The following is an 18,654-nucleotide window of genomic DNA, read 5'->3' on the forward strand; positions in this document are numbered from 1 at the left end:
GCGGGCGAATTCACTTTAGGGGATGGGCCTCGATAATCACGAAGGCCTGGGCCCATGGATGATCGTCGGTGAGGGTGAGATGAATGCGCGCCTCATGCCCATCCGGCACCATTTGCGCAAGCCGCTCTGCCGCCCCTCCGGCAAGGGCGAGGGTGGGCGCGCCGCTGGGGGCGTTGACCACGCCGATATCGGACATGAAGACGCCGCGCTTGAAACCCGTGCCCACGGCCTTGGAGAAAGCCTCCTTGGCGGCGAAGCGCTTGGCGTAAGTCCCGGCTTTGGTGAACGGGCGCTTGGCCGCCTTGGCGCGTTCGGTCTCGGTAAAGACGCGCTGCTCGAACCGCTCGCCGAAGCGGTCGAGAGAATTCTGGATTCGCTCGATATTGCACAGGTCAGAGCCGAGGCCGATGATCATGGCTGCCCCTCCGGGCCGTCACCCCGGACTTGATCCGGGGTCCCGCTTTTTGATCGATCCGCCGCAGAGAAAGCGGGACCCCGGCTCGGGGGCCGGGGTGACGTGAAAGTGGGCGTGTTCAACCTCTCGCCTCGTCCATCAGTTCGCGCATCTTCAGCACGGCCGGCTCCAACCCATGGAACACCGCCTCGCCGATCAGGTAATGGCCGATATTGAGCTCCGCGAGCTGCGGGATGGCGGCGATGGGCTGGACGTTCTCGTAGGTGAGACCGTGGCCGGCATGCGGCTCGATGCCATTCTTGGTGGCAAGCGCAGACATGTCCGCGATGCGCTTCAGTTCGGCCGAGATCCGTGTCCTATCGCCGTCGAGATGCGCGTGGGCATATTCGCCGGTGTGGAATTCCACCACCGGCGCGCCGAGGCGGATCGCGGCGTCCAGCTGGCGCTCGCTCGCCTCGATGAACAGGCTGACGCGGATGCCCGCCTCCTTCAGCCGCTCCACGATGGGGACGAGCGTATTGTGCTGCCCCGCCGCGTCCAGCCCGCCCTCGGTCGTGCGCTCCTCGCGCTTTTCCGGCACGATGCAGGCGGCATGCGGCGCATGGCGCAGCGCGATGCCCAGCATCTCCTCCGTCGCCGCCATTTCCAGGTTGAGCGGCAGGTCCGTCGCATCCTGGATGCGCTTGAGGTCATCGTCGCGGATATGCCTGCGGTCCTCGCGCAAGTGAGCGGTAATCCCGTCCCCCCCGCACCGCGCCACGATCTGCGCCGCGCGCACCGGATCCGGATGATCGCCGCCCCGCGCATTGCGGATGGTCGCGACGTGGTCGATGTTCACGCCGAGGCGCAACGTGCCCTCCCGAGCCTCTCTCACTTCCGGCTGCCGGGCTTTGTCACAGGGATGGCGGCCAGATCTTCCGGAACCTCGTCATCGGCATAGGTCGGGATGTGCAGCTCGATCAGCGGGTAGAAGGGCACGCCGAGGTCCGCCTCGCCGCCGCTGCGGTCCACCAGGGCGACTTCGGCCAGCACTTCGCCGCCTTCGCGCGCCACGGCCTCGATCGCCTCGCGGCTGGACAGGCCGGTGGTGACCACGTCTTCCACCATCAGCACCTTGGCGCCTTCTTCCAGACGGAAGCCTCGGCGCAGCTCGAACGTGCCCGTGGGGCGTTCCAGGAAGATGGCGTCCTTTTCCAGCGTGCGGCCCATTTCATGGCCGATGATAAGGCCGCCCATGGCGGGCGAGACCACGACGTCCACCTGGCTGCGCACCTCGCGCGGGATTTTCTGGCACAGCGCCCGGGCCAGCAGGCCGGCCCGTTCCGCATTCATCAGCACGCGCGCGCACTGCAGGTAGTGGCTGGAATGGAGTCCGGAGGAGAGCACGAAATGGCCTTCCAGCAATGCGCCGGCGGTGCGAAACTCCGCCAGAACCTCTTCATCCGTCACGCCTGTTCCTTTGTCTTGCCGTGCCCGCGGCGCAGGGTGCGGCGGGGCGAGGAAAAATCCTCCTAGAACCGCTTGAGACACACGGCAAGCGCGCGTATAGGCCGCAGCCAAGCGCCCTCCCGAGTGGGATGGCATCACCCGTGTGCGCACTTGCTAGACGGAAAGCGTAAGATCCATGACCCTTGGCGAAATCGCCCGCAAGCACCTGAATTTCCTCGGCATTATGGCCGCGCTCGGCCTACTGGCCGCGCCGGTTTCCGCCATGGCGGCGAATCCGCAGTCGCTTGAAGGCGTGCCCAATCCGATCGAGATGACGGCAGAGGAAAACGCTGCCGATCCGACGATCTCCGCTGTCGAGGCGGCCGAAGGCACGACGGGCGAGACCGTCACCACCGATGCCGCATCGGGCTACACCCCGCTCGGCCCGGACATGATCAAGGGCCAGCCGGTCTCCGCAGAGGATGACCTGCTGGGCTCCATGACGTTCCAGCCGCAGTTCACGGACATCGGTGATGATGCGCTGTTCATGCATGATATCATCCTGATGCCGATCATCACCTTCATCAGCCTGTTCGTGCTTGGCCTGCTGCTGTGGGTGATCGTCAAATATCGCCGCAAGGCAAATCCGGTCCCCTCCAAGACCAGCCACAACACGCTGATCGAGGTAATCTGGACCATCGTGCCCGTGCTGATCCTGGTGGTCATCGCCGTGCCTTCGATCAGCCTGCTGGCGAAGCAGTACAAGAGCCCGCCGGAAGACGCGCTGACGATCAAGGTCACCGGCTACCAGTGGTACTGGGGCTATACCTATCCCGACAATGGCGACTTCGAAGTCATCTCCAACATGATGGATGAAGGCGAAGCGCTGGCAAAGAACCTGCCGCCGCAGCTGGCGGTGGACAATCGCATGGTCGTGCCGGTGGGTGAGCCGCTGCGCCTGCAGATTTCCGGCGCGGACGTGATCCACTCCTTCGCCATCCCGTCGCTCTGGTTCAAGATGGATGCCGTTCCCGGCCGCCTCAACGAAAAGACGCTGACGATCAAGGAGCCGGGCATCTATTACGGCCAGTGCATGGAGCTGTGCGGTGCCCGCCACGGTTACATGCCGATCGCCATCGAAGCCGTGCCGCGCGCGCAGTTCGAGGCGTGGGTGCGCGGCCAGCCGGGTGGCACGGTTGGCGAAGCTGCCGAAGATGCAGCGCCGATCACCGAGACGGAACTGCCGGGGCTGCAACAGCCCGAAAGCGCGGTGGAAGATGCTCCGGGTGCGGGCCTGCCGCCCACCGAAGACACTTCGCCCACCACCTGAACGATACGATTAAGCTCAAGACGCAAGGTCAGACATAATTATGGCTACCACCGCAGACACCCTCCAGGCCCACGGCGAGGCGCATCACGATCATCATGATGCGGACCACAAGCCGGGCTTTTTCGCCCGCTGGTTCATGTCCACGAACCACAAGGACATCGGTACGCTGTACCTGATCTTCGCGATTATCGCGGGTATCGTCGGCGGTGCGATTTCCGGCCTGATGCGCCTTGAACTGGCCGAACCGGGCCTGCAGTGGCTCGGCTCAATGGTGGAATTCATGGGCGGCGAAGGCACCTTCGACGAACAGGGCCACATGTGGAACGTGCTGATCACGGCGCACGGCCTGATCATGGTGTTCTTCATGGTCATGCCCGCCATGATCGGCGGCTTCGGCAACTGGTTTGTCCCGCTGATGATCGGCGCGCCGGACATGGCGTTCCCGCGCATGAACAACATCTCGTTCTGGCTGACGGTGGCAGGCTTCCTGTCGCTGATCTTCAGCGCCTTCGTGCCGGGCGGCACGGGCATGGGCGCGGGTACGGGCTGGACGGTCTATGCCCCGCTTTCCACCACCGGCTCCGTCGGGCCGGCGGTCGACTTCGGCATCTTCGCGCTGCACCTTGCAGGCGCGGCGTCGATCATGGGCGCGATCAACTTCATCACCACCATCTTCAACATGCGTGCCCCGGGCATGACGCTGCACAAGATGCCGCTGTTCGTGTGGTCGGTGCTGGTCACCGCCTTCCTGCTGCTGCTGGCGCTGCCGGTGCTGGCCGCTGCCATCACCATGCTGCTGACGGATCGTAACTTCCAGACGACGTTCTTCAACGCGTCGGGCGGCGGCGATCCGGTGCTTTACCAGCACCTGTTCTGGTTCTTCGGCCACCCTGAGGTGTACATCATGATCCTGCCGGGCTTCGGCATGATCAGCCAGATCGTGGCGACCTTCAGCCGCAAGCCGGTGTTCGGCTATCTCGGCATGGCATACGCCATGGTCGCGATCGGCGTGGTCGGCTTCATCGTGTGGGCGCACCACATGTATACCGTGGGCCTGGACGTGAACACGAAGATGTACTTCACGGCCGCCACCATGGTCATCGCGGTGCCGACCGGCGTGAAGATCTTCAGCTGGATCGCCACCATGTGGGGCGGTTCCATCAGCTTCAAGTCGCCCATGGTCTGGGCGCTGGGCTTCATCTTCCTGTTCACCGTCGGCGGTGTGACGGGCGTTGTGCTGGCCAATGGCGGCATCGACGACAACCTTCACGACAGTTACTACGTGGTCGCTCACTTCCACTACGTGCTGTCGCTGGGCGCCGTCACCGCCATCTTCGCGGGCTGGTATTACTGGTTCCCCAAGATGTTCGGCCGCTGGCACTCCGAATTCCTGGCACACCTGCACTTCTGGGTGTTCTTCATCGGCGTGAACGTGATCTTCTTCCCGATGCACTTCCTGGGCATGCAGGGGATGCCGCGCCGTTATCCGGACTTCACCCCCGCTTACGCCTATTGGAACGAGATCGCTTCGTGGGGCTATGTGATCATGGGTGCCAGCATGGTGATCTTCTTTGTGAACGTGTTCTATGGCCTGTTTGCCGGCCGCAAGGCGGAAGGCAATTACTGGGGCGAAGGTGCGACGACGCTGGAATGGAGCCTTTCCAGCCCGCCGCCGTTCCACCAGTTCGAAACGCTTCCCGTGATCGAGGAACACCACACGGCTGACGACCACATCAGCGGCAAGCCGGCCACGGCCTGACATTGACGGGCATGGCCGGGCGGACCGCAGGCTCCGCCCGCCGCAAACGGACAAGGGGAGGGGCGCGCCGGCGACGGCTGCGCCCCTTCTGACAGGAGAACGCAGCGCAGAGATGCGCACAGGACATGTGATGCAGACCGCACCCGCCGCAACCAATGCAGCGCCGCTACCGGCAGAATGGCGCGATTTCTTCGCGCTGACGAAGCCGCGCGTGATGAGCCTGGTGGTCTTCACCGGCCTTTGCGGCCTGCTGGCGGCCCCTGGCAGCATCAATCCCGTCATCGGCTTCACCGCTATCCTGTGCATCGCCATCGGCGCTGGCGGCGCCGCCGCGCTGAACCAGTGGTGGGAAGCGGATATCGACGCGGGGATGAAGCGCACAGCCGCGCGGCCCCTGCCTGCCGGACGGATGCAGCGCACCGATGCCCGCGACTTCGGCATCGTCCTGTCCGGCGCATCGGTGATGGTCATGGGGCTGGCGGTGAATTGGCTGTCCGCCGTGATCCTGCTGCTCTCCATCATCTATTACGCGGTCATCTACACTATTTGGCTGAAGCCGCGCACGCCGCAGAACATCGTGATCGGCGGCGGGGCGGGGGCCTTCCCCCCGCTGATCGGCTGGGTGGCCGTGACGGGCGAAATCACGGCCATGCCCGTGCTGCTGTTTGCCATCATCTTCATGTGGACGCCGCCGCATTTCTGGGCGCTCGCCCTGTTTGTGAAGACCGATTACGCCAAGGTCGGCATCCCCATGATGCCGGTGGTGAAGGGCGATACCTCCACCCGCCGTCAGATCCTGGCCTATTCGGTCCTGTTGCTGCCGCTCAGCGCCACGCCGTGGTTCATCGGCGGCACGGGCGCGATCTACGGCGTGTCCGCGCTGCTCCTGTCCGGCATCTTCCTGGCGCTTTCGCTGCCGGTGGCGTTCCGCCGCAGCACGGAAAACGACACGATGAAGCCAGAGAAGCGGTTGTTCGCCTGGTCGGTCTTGTACCTCTTCATCCTGTTCGCCATGTTGGTGGCGGACCGGCTGATCCTCGCCGAAGGAGCCTTGTCATGACGCCCGATGAAGAAACCCGCCTGAAGGAAGCCCGCAAGGGCCGCAACCTCGCGCTTGCGCTGGTGTTGGCGGGCTTTGTCCTGCTGTTCTATTTCATCACCTTTGCCAAGTTCGGGTGACGCGATGGACCAGAACACCAAGACAGGCCTGATCTTCGCCGGTGTGGCGGCCGCGATGCTGGGGTTCGGTTATGCCGCGGTCCCGCTGTACGACATGTTCTGCCGTGTCACCGGATTTGGCGGCACGACGCAGCGCGCCACGCTGGCCGAGGCAGACCTGGCCGCGCAGATGGGCCGCAGCGCGGGCGGGCAGACCATGTCCATCCGCTTCGATGCGAACACCGCGCGCGACATGCCGTGGACCTTCAAGCCGCGCCAGGCGACCGACCGGGTGCAGATCGGCGAACGCGACATCGCCGTCTATACCGCGCGCAACGACAGCGACGTGCCCGTCACCGGCACGGCCAGCTTCAATGTCGAGCCGGAGCAGGCGGGCAAGTATTTCAACAAGATCCAGTGCTTCTGTTTCACCGAGCAGACGCTGCAGCCGGGCCAGGAAGTGGCCATGCCGGTGCTGTATTACGTCGACCCGGCCGCGCTGGACGATCCCAACATGGAAGGGGTGGAGCAGATCACGCTTAGCTACACCTTTCACAAGTCGCTGGAGCAGAAGAACGTAGAAGAGGGTGGCTAACCCTCTGGACCATCGCGCCGCCGCGCTCTAGAGCGGCTCGCAGATTCCAAAGCCAGGCAAGCATCAGGAAGTTCCATCATGGCCGGTGCCAAGACACACGATTATCACATCCTTCCGCCCGACATCTGGCCGCTGGTCATGTCGTTCTCGGCGCTGACGTTCACCACCGGCATGGTGTTCTACATGAACAGCACGCCCGCGACAGCGGAACAGCCTGGGACGTATACGTTCTGGCCTTTGATAGTCGGCCTCGGCATTGCCGGCCTGATCGCCAGCTTCTTCAGCTGGTTCAGCAATATCGTGGCAGAAGCGCAAGCGGGCGATCACACGCCCGTGGTGCAGTTGCACCTGCGTTACGCGATGATCCTGTTCATCGCATCCGAAGTGATGTTCTTCGTGGGCTGGTTCTGGGCGTGGTTCGACTTCGCCTTGTTCCCCAGCACGCTGACCGAAGTGGTGGACGGCATCTGGCCGCCCAAGGCGATCGAGGCGGTGATGAATCCCTTCGACCTGCCGCTGCTCAACACGCTGATCCTGCTGTGCTCCGGCACCACGGTCACCTGGGCGCACCACAGCCTGATCAATGGCGACCGCGAAGGCCTGAAGAAGGGCCTGTGGCTCACCATCATCCTGGGCGTGGTCTTCTCGGCAGTGCAGGCATACGAATATGCCCACGCACCGTTCGATTTCGGCGGCAACACCTATTCCAGCGCCTTCTACATGGCGACCGGTTTCCACGGCTTCCACGTGATCGTGGGTACGATCTTCCTGATCGTCTGCCTCGCTCGCACCTACAAGGGCCACTTCACCCCGCGCCAGCACTTCGGCTTCGAAGCGGCTGCGTGGTACTGGCACTTCGTTGACGTGGTGTGGCTGTTCCTGTTCGTGGTCGTCTACGTCTGGGGCGGCTGGGGCGCCGAATTCCATTAATGCCATTTGCCCACCCCGCTGCGACTAACCTCGCCTGCGGCTCGGCAAGTCTCGCGAACCCCTCCCGCATGCGGGAGGGGAAGCGAAGCTTGGCAGCTTGCTGCCTAGCGAAGCGGGGTGGGCATAGCCCATCGTGCGGAAAAGAATGACCGACCGGACCGGTATTCCCGTCTTCGCCACCGTGCTGGTCATCGCCGCAATCGCGACGATGCTGGCACTCGGCGTGTGGCAGCTGGGCCGCGCGGAGTGGAAGGCGGATTTGCTGGAACGCTACGCCGCCGCATCGGGCCTGCCGCCCACGGAGTTTCCAACCACCGAGGAAGCCGTCGAGGACGCGCTTTATCGCCGAGCATTCGTGACGTGCGAGCGGATCGTCTCGCGCAATGCGGAAGCCGGCACGTCCGCCGAGGGCGTGAAGGGCCTGGCCCAGATCGCCCGCTGCGCGCTGGCGGGCGGGGGCGAGGCGGACATCGTGCTCGGTTACACCGCCTCCCCGCAAATTGCCGACTGGCCTGAAGGCGATGCGGGCGGGGCGACCGTTGGCGGTATCATCGGTCCCGGCCGCAGCGGCGAGGCGCGCCTTATCGCCCAGCCACCGCAAGCCGGCCTCGCGCCGATAGCCGCGCCGAACCCGGCGGACCTGCCCAACAATCACACCGCATATGCCTGGCAGTGGTTCTTCTTCGCGCTGACGGCGGGCATCATCTACGTGCTGGCCGTGCGGCGCCGGCGGCGGGACGCTAGGGGCGCGTAAACCGCGTCTTTCTTGCCCACATGGCCCGCCCTCGCTAACCGCAGCCGTACGATGAAATACGTCTCCACCCGCGGAAGCGCACCGGCGCTCGATTTCGAAGGGGTCACGCTGGCGGGCCTGGCCAGCGATGGCGGCCTCTATGTGCCGGAGGAATGGCCCCGCTTCAGCGAAGCCGAAATCGCGGCGATGCGCGGGCTGCCCTATGCCGAGCTTGCCGTGCGCGTCATGCTGCCCTTCGTGGAAGGTTCGCTGACCGAGGACGAGCTGCGCGGCCTGTGCCAGCGCGCCTATGGCCGCTTCGCCCACGCCGCCGTCACGCCGCTCACCCAGTTCGACCAGCAGCACCATCTGCTGGAGCTGTTCCATGGCCCCACGCTGGCCTTCAAGGATGTCGCCCTGCAATTGCTCGGGCGGCTGTTCGAGACTTTCCTGGCCCGGCGCGAGGATCACCTGACCATCGTGGGCGCGACCAGCGGCGACACCGGCAGCGCGGCCATCGATGCCGTTGCGGGGCGCGCGGGCGTGGACATCTTCATGCTGCATCCCGCAGGCCGCATCAGCGACGTGCAGCGGCGCCAGATGACGACGGTGAAGGCCCCCAACGTCTACAATATCGCGCTGGAAGGCAGCTTCGACGACGCGCAGGCCATGGTGAAGCGTATGTTCTCCGACGGCGCGATGAATGGCCGCTTCCACATCGCGGCGGTCAATTCCATCAACTGGGCGCGGCTGATGGCGCAAGTGGTCTATTACTTCGCTGCCGCCCTGCAGCTTGGCGGGCCGGATCGGAAGGTGGCGTTCAGCGTGCCGACCGGCAATTTCGGGGACGTGTTTGCCGGCTATGTCGCAGCGCAGATGGGCCTGCCGATAGAGCGGCTGATCGTCGCCACAAATGTGAATGACATCCTGCACCGCGCGATTTCCAGTGGCGACTATTCCGCCGGCACGGTGGAGCCGACGGCCGCGCCCAGCATGGATATCCAGGTCAGTTCCAATTTCGAGCGGCTGCTGTTCTGCGAAGGCGGGCGCGACGGGCCGGCTCTCGCGGCGCAGATGCAGGGCTTCGATGCGGCCCGCGCGATGCAGCTCACCAATGCGCAGCGCGAGGGCGCAGCCGCCCTGTTCACCAGCGCGCGCGCCGATGCCGCTGCCATGAATGAGTCGATGCGCTGGGCGAGCGAGGCATGCGGCGAAATCATCGATCCGCACACGGCAATCGGCCTGCACGCCGCGCGCGCTTCCGGCCTTGCGGCGGATATCCCCGTCGTCACCCTTGCCACCGCCCACCCGGCCAAGTTCCGCGACGCGGTGGAGCGCGCCACCGGCCAGCGGCCTGCGCTGCCCACGCGCGTGGGCGACCTGTTCGAGCGGGAAGAACGCTACGACACGCTGCCCGGCGATTACGATGCCGTGGCGGCCTATGTGGCCGAGCGGGCCACGGCAGTGTCCTGATGGCGCAGCTTTCCCCGGATCCCATTATCATGACCGGCGAGGGCTGGGCCGATTACGGGCTGGTCGACAGCGGCCATGGACGCAAGCTGGAACGCTACGGCCCGCACCGCTTCATCCGCCCCGAACCGCAGGCCATGTGGGCGCCGCGCCGCGAAGACTGGCAGGCGGACGGCGAGTTCATCCCCGGCAGTGACGAGGATGGCGGCGGACGCTGGCATTATAGCGGGCGCGTGCCGGAAAATGGCTGGCCGCTGAGCTGGCGCGAGGTCACCTTCAACGCGCAGTGCACGCCCTTCCGCCACCTCGGCTTCTTCCCCGACATGGCGCCGGTGTGGGACTGGATGCGCGGCGCTCTCGGCGGCAAGCCGGATGCGCGCACCATGAACCTGTTCGGCTATACCGGCGTGGGCACGCTGGCGCTGAGCGAATGCGGCCCGGTCACGCATGTGGATGCCAGCAAGAAGTCCGTGGCCCAGGCGCGCGAGAATTCCGCGCTGTCTGGCACGGACGATCGTCCGATCCGCTGGCTGGTCGACGATGCGGCCAAGTTCGCCGCGCGCGAGGTGCGCCGCGGCAATCGCTATGACGGTATCATCCTCGATCCGCCCAAGTTCGGGCGCGGCCCTAAGGGCGAGACATGGCGACTGGAAGACAGCCTGCCCGGCCTGGTGGCCGATTGCCGCCAGCTGCTGGACGCTGACAGCCGCTTCCTGTTCCTGACCGTCTATGCCGTGCGCATGAGCGCGGTGGCGCTGGGGACCATGCTGGCAGACCTGTTCGCGGACCTGCCGGGCCGGATCGAGTTCGGCGACCTTGCGGTGCGTGAGGATGGGGACGACGGACGCCTGCTGCCCACGGCAATCTTCGCACGCTGGCACAATCCGGCGTAAGGACACGCGCATGGCCGATTCGCTGTATCTCGAAATCGCGGACTTCGATCACGATGTCCTGACGGGCATCTACTCGGAAGAGACGGGCAAGCCGCAGCCCCTGCGCTTCACCATCCGTGCAAAATTGCGGGTGCTGGACAAGTACACGCCCGACACACCGCTGGCCGCCAGCAAGAATTACATGGACCTGAAATTTGCAGCGTCCGAAGCCTTTCCGCCGGGCCTGCATTTCAACCTGATCGAGGCTGTGGCGGACCATGTCTGCGAAACGCTGTTCCTGCAGGACGAGCGGCTGGAGCAGGTTAGCGTGCAGATCGTGAAGCTGGCATTGTCCGAAGCGAACGAGAGCATCGGCATTACCCTGACGCGGGATCGCCCCTGATGGCGGGCGGGCAGATCATCCCGGTGCAGGGACTGCCGCAAAACCCGCTAGGCGCAGCCGGAAAATTCCTGCAGGATCACCTGGAAGCGGCCCGCGCCGCTCTTGCGCAAGGAGAGGACCTGGTGCTGACATTCCCGCCTGCCGGGCACGAGCATGACGAATGGCGCCGCGCGCTGGTGCAGGGCTTGGCGCGTGAAGCCGCACCGCACCTGCGCGTGAACGGTGTTATCGGCCGCGATGCAGGCGGCGATGGATCGGTTGCACAGATTGCCGGATGGCTGCTGGCCCAGCCGGGCATCACCGGGCAGATTGTCGCTGTAGATGGTGCGCAGCCCGTCAATCCGGCGCAGCTGGTACGATGAGCGGCTGCTCGACCATGGCGGACAAGGGGCTGGTGGACAGCTTCGGGCGCCGCATCACCTATCTCAGGCTTTCGGTTACCGATCGCTGCGACTTGCGCTGCACCTATTGCATGCCGGAAAAGATGCGCTTCCTGCCGCGCAGCGAGGTGCTCTCGCTGGAGGAGCTGCACCGGCTGGCGCTGGCCTTCATCGACCGGGGCATCACCCGCATCCGGCTGACCGGCGGGGAGCCGCTGGTGCGGCGCGACATGCTGGATCTGGTGAAGGCCATCGGTGCGCGGCTGGGGGACGGGCTGGACGAGCTGACGCTGACCACCAACGGCATGCAGCTGGCGGACAAGGCGCAGGCGTTGGCCGATGCCGGCGTGCGGCGGATCAACATCTCCCTCGACACGCTGGACCCGGCGCTGTTTGCCCGGCTGACGCGGCGCGACAGCCTGCCGCAAGTGCTGTCCGGCATTGCCGCCGCGCGCGAGGCTGGCCTGAAGGTCAAGCTCAACACCGTCGCGCTGAAGGGGCTGAACGAGGCGCAAATCCCGGACCTTGTCGCCTGGGCGCATGGCGAGGGGCACGAGGTCACGCTGATAGAGACCATGCCGCTGGGCGAGGTCGATGGCGATCGTACGGACCATTACCTGCCGATCCCGGCCGTGGTGGACCAGCTGGAGCGCCGCTTCACCCTGGCAGCCAGCGATCACCGCACCGGCGGCCCGGCGCGCTATTACGACATTGCGGAAACTGGCGGACGGCTGGGCCTGATCACGCCGCTGACGAACAATTTCTGCGCCACCTGCAACCGCGTGCGCGTGACCGCCACCGGGCAGCTGTTCGCCTGCCTGGGCGGATCGGAACAGGTGGACCTGCGCGCGGCCCTGCGGTCGGAAGACAGCGACGCTCTGCTCTCCCGCGCCCTCGACACGGCGATGCAGGTGAAGCCCGAACGCCACCATTTCGCGATTGCCGAGGGAAGCGCCCCCGCGCAGCCGCGCCACATGTCCATGACGGGCGGCTGACATGGCCGTGCGTATTGTCCTGCTGGGCCGGCTGGCCGACATGGCCGGGACCGGCGAACTGGAAATGCCGGCCCCGCTGGAATGGGCTGGGCTGCTGGCCGCACTGCCGGACGATCTCGCTGCCGAAGTTTCCGGCGAACGCATCCGGCTGGCACTGGATGGCCAGGTGCTGGCCGCGAAGGAAGACCTGCAGGCGCAGGATGGCTCGGAGGTGGCGCTGCTGCCCCCGGTAAGCGGCGGCTGACGTGGCGCTCGACGTCGCGCTGCTGGAAAAGGGCTTCTCGCCCGGCAAGGCGCTGGGCCTGTTCGCCAAGGCGCATCCGGAAGCGGGCGCCATCGCAAGTTTCGTCGGCAAGGTGCGCCCCGATGGCGACGTGAAGGCGCTGGAGCTGACGCATTACGCGCCGCTGACCCTGCCGGGCATGGAAGCACTTGCCGAGCGGGCCGCCCAGCGCTGGACGCTCGACGGGCTGCTGGTCCGCCACCGCATCGGCATGCTGCGACCCGGCGCGCCCATCGTGCTGGTCGCCGCCGCCGCGCGCCATCGCCGCGATGCCATCGCAGCGGTCGATTTCACGATGGACCATCTGAAATCCGACGCCTTCTTCTGGAAGCGGGAACGGCGCGGCACCGGCCGCAGCGGCGCCTGGCACTGGATCGAACCGCGCGAGCAGGACGCCGCAGACCTGGCCCGCTGGAAATAATTCGCGCGATTTGACGTGCGTCAAAGCCTTCTGACGCGGCCCAGCCCAAAAGGGCTGGGACACGACAGGAGGTATCCATGGCCGAACAACTCACCCGCCCGCAAATCGCCGAAAAGGCACGCATCCACGAACTGCTGCCGCAGGTCCTGCCGCAAGTGGAGCGCGCACCGCACGTCACCGACCGCACTTTCGAGATGCCGCGGGCAATGTATGCGGCCACCGTCGGCCTCTACCTCGCCATCATCGCGGTGCTGGGGCTGGGCTTTGCCAATCCCGAAATGGCGATCCCCGTGGCCATCTTCGCGATCTTCATCTTTGCCGGTTTCGGCGTTCCGGCCCTGTGGACGCGCATCGCGCCGCAGACGGGCAGCAAGGCGCTGACCATGGGCCAGTTCCGCCTGCACGGCATTAACACGCTGACGGGCCGCCTCACGGCCACTCAGGCCGGCATCCAGATGCTGATCCTGCCCGTCCTCATCCTGTTCTGGGCGATTGTCACGGTGACCATCGCGGCCCTGGTCTGAACCAGCCTAGGCAGCGTCCAGAAGGCGCGCGGGGTCCGAGAGGGAAATGCCCCGCGCGCCATTTCGCGTGACCAGCCCGTCACGCTCCAGCGCCGTCAGTGACCTGCTGACACTTTCGATGGTCGTGCCCAGAAGGCCGGCCATCTCGCCGCGCGTCAGGGGCAGGTCAAACTGCGTTGCCGGGTGGCAAGGGGAATGGCTGGCGGTTTCGGCCATGCTGTAAAGGAAAGCTGCGACGCGCGACTTCACGGAGGCCGCAGGATTGCTGATCGCCAGCAGGTGGCGGCTGGCGTGAAGGTCTTCCTGGCTGCGGCGCAACAGGGCCTTGGCCAGCGCCGGATGCGCATCGATCGCGGCCTCGATATCCCGCGCGGCAAAGATGCACAGCTCACTGGGCGCCAGTGCGACAACATCGTGGCGGGCGAAGGGCGCGAACATCTCCCCGACAAACCCTGCCGGGTGGACCAGCGCCAGGATCCGTTCCTGACCGGCCTCGTCGAAGGATGTCACTTTCAGCGCGCCGCTGGTCAGCGTTGCAAAGCCGGCGGCATCGTCGCCGGCGGCAAACAGCGTCTCACCCTTCTGCAAAGTCTGGCGGCGACCGGCCCGGGCAAGGGCGCCGCGCTCCTCCTCTGTCAGGACGGCGCAGGCGGCGGACTCGCGCACGGGGCAATGGGCGCAGTCCAGCGCCATCAGCGCAGCGCAGCCTCGATCACCGCATCCTCCTGCGCCACGAGCGATTCGGCCTCACCGCGCGCCTGCAGGATGGCGCTGGTATCCATCCCCTCTGCCGCGGCGGCGACATACAGGCGGTCGAGCTCGGCCAGCGGGATCATCGTGCTGCTGCGCGCGGCCATCAGCTCCGCCAGGGCAACCTCGCGCCGCGGACCGGCACCGGAACGGAGCGCAGGCGTGACGCGGCGCGATACGGCCTGGAAATCGGCATGGGCTCGGCGGGCCTGCTGCAGCAGCGAATCGGCTTCCTGCACGGTCTCGGCTGGCACGGCAGGAAGGGGCGCGGGCGGCGGCGCGGCGATGGAGCCGGTCATGCGTTCCCCGTCGCGCACGGCAAGGCTGGGATAGTCGCCATCCGGAGTAGTGGCACAAGCGGCCAGCAGGATGGCTGGCAGGAGGGCGGCGCCCACGCGCGGGAAGACTGGAAATCGCATGGCATGCTTCCTAGCTTGGCGGGGCAGCGCTTTCCAGCGGCACGATTGGGCGCAAATGTGCCCGTATTGGCGTTGACAGCCTGCACGGCTTGGCCTAACGGCAGCGCTCTTTCCGGCGCCCTCGTGGCGCCTCTTTGTCGTTTGCCCGGTATCGCCCGAAAGGGGGGCGCCAGGTGGGACGACTTAAATTTTGACCTGGATGGACAACACCATGTTCGCAATCGTGCGCACGGGCGGCAAGCAGTATCGCGTCGCTGAAGGAGACAAGATCGCAGTGGAGAAGCTGGCGGGCGACGCCGGTGACACTGTTGAGCTGGGCGATATCCTGCTCGCCGGCGAAGGCGATTCGATTGCCGATGCCAGCAAGGTGAAGGTCTCCGCCGAAATCATCGCGCAGGCGAAGAGCGAGAAGGTGATCGTCTTCAAGAAGCGTCGCCGTCACAACTATCGCCGCAAGAACGGCCACCGCCAGCAGATGACGCTGCTGCGCATCCTGTCCGTTGGCGATAGCAAGAAGGCCGCGCCGAAGAAGGCCTCCGAGAAGACGGAATCCAAGAAGGCTGACGACACCAAGGCTGCGCCGAAGAAGGAAGCTGCCAAGAAGGCACCCGCCAAGAAGGCTGCGCCCAAGAAGGACGCTTCGGAAACGAAGGCTGCGCCCAAGGCAAAGAAGGCTGCACCCAAGAAGGCTGCCGCCACCAGCAAGGCTGCGGACAAGAAGCCCGCCGCCAAGAAGGCTCCCGCCAAGAAGGCGGCTGCCAAGAAGACCGACAAGAAGTAAGCCGGACAGGCACGGAGTAATTCGAGATGGCACATAAAAAAGCAGGTGGTTCGTCCCGCAACGGTCGCGATTCGGCCGGCCGTCGCCTTGGCGTGAAGAAGTTCGGCAGCCAGGAAGTGATTCCAGGCAACATCATCGTGCGTCAGCGCGGCACCAAGTTCTATCCGGGCAGCAATGTCGGCATGGGCAAGGACCACACGCTGTTCGCACTGGAAGCCGGCCGCGTCCGCTTCCACGATGGCAAGCTGGGCCGCAAATACGTCTCTGTCGACGCGATGGCGGAAGCTGCCGAATAACGGACGTGCCGATAACGGGCCGTCCACCGGGATGGCCCCAGCCGGAGGAACAATCCGGCTAAACCAAGGGAGACGGGGCCGACCCGTCTCCCTTGTTTTTTGTCTCCCTTGCAACAGAGCCGTAACCCGGTGCTGCCATGGCGCGGCACAGGGAAAGCGGCCCCCAGAGGGAAGGCGTACCATGTTCCACCGTAGTGAAAGATTGTTCCTCAGGCCCCCCTGGCCCGAGGATGCCGCGCAGCTGACGCGTGCCATCGCGCACGAGCCGGTCGCCCGCATGCTCGCGCGCCTGCCGTGGCCCTATACCCAGGCGGATGCGGAAATCTGGATCGCGCTGGACCGCGATCCCATGCTGCCCGGCCTCCTGCTGACCGTACCGGAAGAGGGCGGGCGTATCGTGGGCGGCGTAGGCCTGCAGCCCGGCCCGGCGGATGCACCCGAAGTCGGCTACTGGATCGCGCCCGATTGCTGGGGGCGCGGCTACGCAACCGAGGCGCTGCGCGCGCTGCTCGGCATGGCGCAGCGGCTTGGCCACAGGCGGCTCTACGGACGCCACGCGATGGACAATCCCGCATCGGGCCGCGTGCTGGTGAAGGCAGGTTTCCGCCCGACCGGGAAGATCGGCCGATTCCGCAGCCTGGGGCGGGGCGAGAGCGTGCCCGCGCCGGAATACGCGCTGGAGCTGGGAGACGACCAAAGCGGGCCGAAAGGCGGCGATGCAGAATACCGCGTCGCCGCCTGACAAGTCGTAAGCTAACAATAGTTTACTTGGATGCGCCCCTGCGCCAGTATCATGCGCTGGGGGACGCATGCAGGGACTTCGCGCATTGCTGACACGCGAGCTGCTCGCTGGGCTGGTGGGCGGCCTCGTGGCGGCTGTCCTTGTGACCCTGGTGTTCCTGTTCCTGCTCGGGCAGGCCGGTGGCTTTCCCGGCGACAGTGACCAGGAGCAGGCGGACATAACTGACGGCTTTCCCGGGCGCGCCGCCATGGAACGGATCAGCTGCGGTCAGGGCGAGACCCGGCTCGTGGTCATGCACGGGATGGAGGACAACTTCTCCCCCGCTGGCGAGGAGCGCGCCGTCATGCGGCCCGAAGTGGCGCGGGTCCCGATTTTCCGGAGCCGCGCAGGGCTCGAGAACAGGCCCCGGCAGCTGCGCGATTACGACCAGCCGGGCGCGGACCTCCACCTGATCGATTCCTTCGACCTGCCGCGCGGCGTCCTGTCCGGCGCAGTGGTGTTTGCAGGGCGGGACCAGTCCAAGCTGGCGTGGAACGACCAGATCCAGATCGGCGATCTCGACCTGGCGAAATGGCCCGAATCGCTGCGACCGGGGATCATGTACTATGGCCCCGGCCAGCACGATCCCGACGATCCGGACAGCGAGAACCCGATCAGCGGATTGCGGATCATCCGGCTGGAGGAATTCCTGGTTGGTGCCGGGGAAGATGCGCCGCCCGACCTGCTCCGATACCTCAACAAGATCGACCGGCCGGACATGGTGGATGTGCGGATCGAGGACGACACGATGATCGATTATCTCGCTTTCGTCCTGTGCCTCGAACCCGAGGAGCCGCGCGGCACGACCTTTCGCGAACATCGCCTGAAACCATACGGGGAGGACTATTCCTTCTTCAATTGCTCGAGCGACATGATGCAGCCCGAATGCAATGCCGACAGCGGGGACCACCTCTGCGAAATACCTTCGCCGGTCTTCTGCTATCGCGACGGCAACCGGGTGGAAGGCGCCGCAATCGAGCGTTTCCGCAGCGACGGAAACTGGGGCGCGGATTACCTGGTGGGCGGGGAAGTGCGCGTGTCGGCCCCCGTCGTGCCGGCCAGCTTCGGGACGATCGACCGCGCCAATGCCTTCTGCGCGGCAGAGTTCGGACAGGGCTGGCGCGTCCTGTCATTCCACGAAGCGGGAGGCTTCGGCGTATTGAGCCGCTCCGACATCGCGCCGCTCACACGCGGCCTCGTGCAGGCGGCGGATTCGCCCTACGGCAATTGCTGGGACCGGCCGGAGAGCGTGATTGGCCGATAATCCCGTCAGCATCGGTATCCTGGAAGATGATGCGGACATGCGCGGCTACCTCTCGGGTTTGCTGGGGGATGAGGCGGGCATGGCCATCGCTTTCTCCTGCGGCACGCTGGCCGAGGCCCGCGCTGCGGTGGCCGAAGGCTGGCCGGATTTGTGCCTGGTGGACATCCGCCTGCCCGACGGTTCGGGGCTGGATTTCCTGCAGGACCTGAAGGATGCAAACGAAGCGGGCGCCCAGGGCCACGCCTTGATCCTGACTGTGCTTGGGGACAGGGCGAGCGTGCTGCTGGCTTTCGAGATGGGCGCAAATGGCTATCTGATGAAGGACACGCCGCCGCAGCAGATCCTGCGGGACGTGCGCGCTGTGCTGGCGGGGGGCAACCCCATCAGCCCGCAAGCCGCGAGCCATCTGCTGAGCCTGATGCGCTCCAGGCCAGCCGCTGCGGACGCCCCGCAGGCCGAGGCCGATGTGCTGACCTCGCGCGAGCTGGACGTGCTGCAGATGTTCAGCCGGGGCCTGTCCTACCGCGAGGCGGCGGAGACATTGGGCATCTCGGTCCACACCGTGTCCGACCATGTGAAGGCTATCTATGCCAAGATGGCCGTCCATTCGAAGAACGAAGCTGTCTACGAGGCAGTGCGCAACGGCTGGCTGGAGATGTAGTGCGCG

General features: G+C 65.7%; 25 protein-coding genes. 20 read left to right on the forward strand and 5 right to left on the reverse strand.

Going from position 1 to position 18,654, the window contains the following annotated elements:
- Positions 1–10: 10 nt before the first annotated feature.
- From acpS to pyrE, 3 genes are all read right to left on the reverse strand, one after another.
- The gene (acpS, locus tag A6F65_RS05395) at positions 11–415 is read right to left on the reverse strand and encodes a holo-ACP synthase (protein ID WP_067786620.1); all 405 of its coding nucleotides are present in this window, start codon (positions 413–415) and stop codon (positions 11–13) included.
- A gap of 118 nt (positions 416–533) precedes the next feature.
- Positions 534–1,289 (reverse strand): pyridoxine 5'-phosphate synthase, encoded by a 756-nt coding sequence (locus A6F65_RS05400; protein ID WP_067786622.1) that lies wholly within the window; start codon positions 1,287–1,289, stop codon positions 534–536.
- Positions 1,286–1,864 carry an orotate phosphoribosyltransferase gene (gene pyrE / locus A6F65_RS05405; protein WP_067786624.1) on the reverse strand — a complete coding sequence of 193 codons (579 nt, stop codon included), beginning with the start codon at positions 1,862–1,864 and terminating at the stop codon, positions 1,286–1,288. The genes A6F65_RS05400 and pyrE overlap by 4 nt, the downstream gene beginning before the upstream one ends.
- A 175-nt stretch (positions 1,865–2,039) precedes the next feature.
- Between pyrE and coxB the strand changes: the two genes are divergently transcribed.
- The 15 genes from coxB (at position 2,040) to A6F65_RS05475 (ending at position 13,696) form a co-directional block, all read left to right on the forward strand.
- Positions 2,040–3,173 carry a cytochrome c oxidase subunit II gene (coxB, locus tag A6F65_RS05410; protein WP_083989256.1) on the forward strand — a complete coding sequence of 378 codons (1,134 nt, stop codon included), beginning with the start codon at positions 2,040–2,042 and terminating at the stop codon, positions 3,171–3,173.
- A gap of 40 nt (positions 3,174–3,213) precedes the next feature.
- Positions 3,214–4,932, forward strand: a complete 1,719-nt coding sequence (gene ctaD / locus A6F65_RS05415; RefSeq protein ID WP_067786626.1) for a cytochrome c oxidase subunit I — start codon at positions 3,214–3,216, stop codon at positions 4,930–4,932.
- 130 nt (positions 4,933–5,062) lie between these two features.
- A complete protein-coding gene (locus A6F65_RS05420) occupies positions 5,063–5,992 on the forward strand; it encodes a heme o synthase (protein ID WP_067790136.1) in 930 nt (309 codons plus the stop codon).
- Positions 5,989–6,111 carry a hypothetical protein gene (locus A6F65_RS13215; protein ID WP_257784266.1) on the forward strand — a complete coding sequence of 41 codons (123 nt, stop codon included), beginning with the start codon at positions 5,989–5,991 and terminating at the stop codon, positions 6,109–6,111. Before A6F65_RS05420 ends, A6F65_RS13215 begins: the two co-directional genes overlap by 4 nt.
- A 4-nt stretch (positions 6,112–6,115) precedes the next feature.
- Positions 6,116–6,685, forward strand: coding sequence for a cytochrome c oxidase assembly protein (locus A6F65_RS05425; RefSeq protein WP_067786628.1), 570 nt, complete (start codon positions 6,116–6,118; stop codon positions 6,683–6,685).
- Between the two features lie 78 nt (positions 6,686–6,763).
- A complete protein-coding gene (locus A6F65_RS05430) occupies positions 6,764–7,615 on the forward strand; it encodes a cytochrome c oxidase subunit 3 (protein WP_067786630.1) in 852 nt (283 codons plus the stop codon).
- A 145-nt stretch (positions 7,616–7,760) separates the two neighbouring features.
- Positions 7,761–8,369, forward strand: a complete 609-nt coding sequence (locus tag A6F65_RS05435; RefSeq protein ID WP_067786632.1) for an SURF1 family protein — start codon at positions 7,761–7,763, stop codon at positions 8,367–8,369.
- Positions 8,370–8,420: 51 nt separating this feature from the next.
- Positions 8,421–9,821, forward strand: coding sequence for a threonine synthase (gene thrC, locus A6F65_RS05440; protein WP_067786634.1), 1,401 nt, complete (start codon positions 8,421–8,423; stop codon positions 9,819–9,821).
- Positions 9,821–10,711 (forward strand): class I SAM-dependent methyltransferase, encoded by an 891-nt coding sequence (locus A6F65_RS05445; RefSeq protein WP_067786636.1) that lies wholly within the window; start codon positions 9,821–9,823, stop codon positions 10,709–10,711. The genes thrC and A6F65_RS05445 overlap by 1 nt, the downstream gene beginning before the upstream one ends.
- A gap of 10 nt (positions 10,712–10,721) precedes the next feature.
- The gene (locus A6F65_RS05450; RefSeq protein ID WP_067786638.1) at positions 10,722–11,093 is read left to right on the forward strand and encodes a dihydroneopterin aldolase; all 372 of its coding nucleotides are present in this window, start codon (positions 10,722–10,724) and stop codon (positions 11,091–11,093) included.
- Positions 11,093–11,455: a Rossmann fold domain-containing protein gene (locus A6F65_RS05455; protein WP_067786640.1), complete on the forward strand. Its 363-nt coding sequence runs from the start codon at positions 11,093–11,095 to the stop codon at positions 11,453–11,455. Before A6F65_RS05450 ends, A6F65_RS05455 begins: the two co-directional genes overlap by 1 nt.
- A gap of 14 nt (positions 11,456–11,469) precedes the next feature.
- Positions 11,470–12,468: a GTP 3',8-cyclase MoaA gene (gene moaA, locus A6F65_RS05460; RefSeq protein WP_067790139.1), complete on the forward strand. Its 999-nt coding sequence runs from the start codon at positions 11,470–11,472 to the stop codon at positions 12,466–12,468.
- A 1-nt stretch (position 12,469) separates the two neighbouring features.
- Positions 12,470–12,712, forward strand: coding sequence for a MoaD/ThiS family protein (locus tag A6F65_RS05465; protein ID WP_067786642.1), 243 nt, complete (start codon positions 12,470–12,472; stop codon positions 12,710–12,712).
- Position 12,713: 1 nt separating this feature from the next.
- Entirely contained in the window at positions 12,714–13,172 is a 459-nt protein-coding gene (locus tag A6F65_RS05470) for a molybdenum cofactor biosynthesis protein MoaE (RefSeq protein ID WP_067786644.1), read from the forward strand.
- Positions 13,173–13,249: 77 nt separating this feature from the next.
- Complete coding sequence (locus tag A6F65_RS05475; RefSeq protein WP_067786646.1) at positions 13,250–13,696, forward strand: hypothetical protein; 447 nt, start codon at positions 13,250–13,252, stop codon at positions 13,694–13,696.
- 6 nt (positions 13,697–13,702) lie between these two features.
- Here A6F65_RS05475 and A6F65_RS05480 read toward each other — a convergent pair whose 3' ends face one another.
- On the reverse strand, positions 13,703–14,389 hold the full coding sequence (locus tag A6F65_RS05480; protein WP_067786648.1) for a Crp/Fnr family transcriptional regulator: 687 nt from the start codon (positions 14,387–14,389) through the stop codon (positions 13,703–13,705).
- Positions 14,389–14,865, reverse strand: a complete 477-nt coding sequence (locus tag A6F65_RS05485) for a hypothetical protein (RefSeq protein ID WP_067786650.1) — start codon at positions 14,863–14,865, stop codon at positions 14,389–14,391. Before A6F65_RS05485 ends, A6F65_RS05480 begins: the two co-directional genes overlap by 1 nt.
- A gap of 211 nt (positions 14,866–15,076) precedes the next feature.
- On the opposite strand from A6F65_RS05485, the gene rplU reads away from it, so the two are divergent.
- From rplU to A6F65_RS05510, 5 genes are all read left to right on the forward strand, one after another.
- Positions 15,077–15,646 (forward strand): 50S ribosomal protein L21, encoded by a 570-nt coding sequence (gene rplU / locus A6F65_RS05490; RefSeq protein WP_067790142.1) that lies wholly within the window; start codon positions 15,077–15,079, stop codon positions 15,644–15,646.
- Between the two features lie 26 nt (positions 15,647–15,672).
- Positions 15,673–15,942 carry a 50S ribosomal protein L27 gene (gene rpmA / locus A6F65_RS05495; RefSeq protein WP_067786651.1) on the forward strand — a complete coding sequence of 90 codons (270 nt, stop codon included), beginning with the start codon at positions 15,673–15,675 and terminating at the stop codon, positions 15,940–15,942.
- Between the two features lie 181 nt (positions 15,943–16,123).
- On the forward strand, positions 16,124–16,684 hold the full coding sequence (locus tag A6F65_RS05500) for a GNAT family N-acetyltransferase (RefSeq protein WP_083989258.1): 561 nt from the start codon (positions 16,124–16,126) through the stop codon (positions 16,682–16,684).
- 67 nt (positions 16,685–16,751) lie between these two features.
- Positions 16,752–17,987 (forward strand): hypothetical protein, encoded by a 1,236-nt coding sequence (locus tag A6F65_RS05505; protein WP_067786655.1) that lies wholly within the window; start codon positions 16,752–16,754, stop codon positions 17,985–17,987.
- Positions 17,977–18,648 (forward strand): response regulator, encoded by a 672-nt coding sequence (locus A6F65_RS05510; protein WP_083989260.1) that lies wholly within the window; start codon positions 17,977–17,979, stop codon positions 18,646–18,648. Before A6F65_RS05505 ends, A6F65_RS05510 begins: the two co-directional genes overlap by 11 nt.
- Positions 18,649–18,654: the final 6 nt, after the last annotated feature.

The organism is Paraurantiacibacter namhicola, assembly GCF_001687545.1.
Classification (GTDB): domain Bacteria; phylum Pseudomonadota; class Alphaproteobacteria; order Sphingomonadales; family Sphingomonadaceae; genus Paraurantiacibacter; species Paraurantiacibacter namhicola.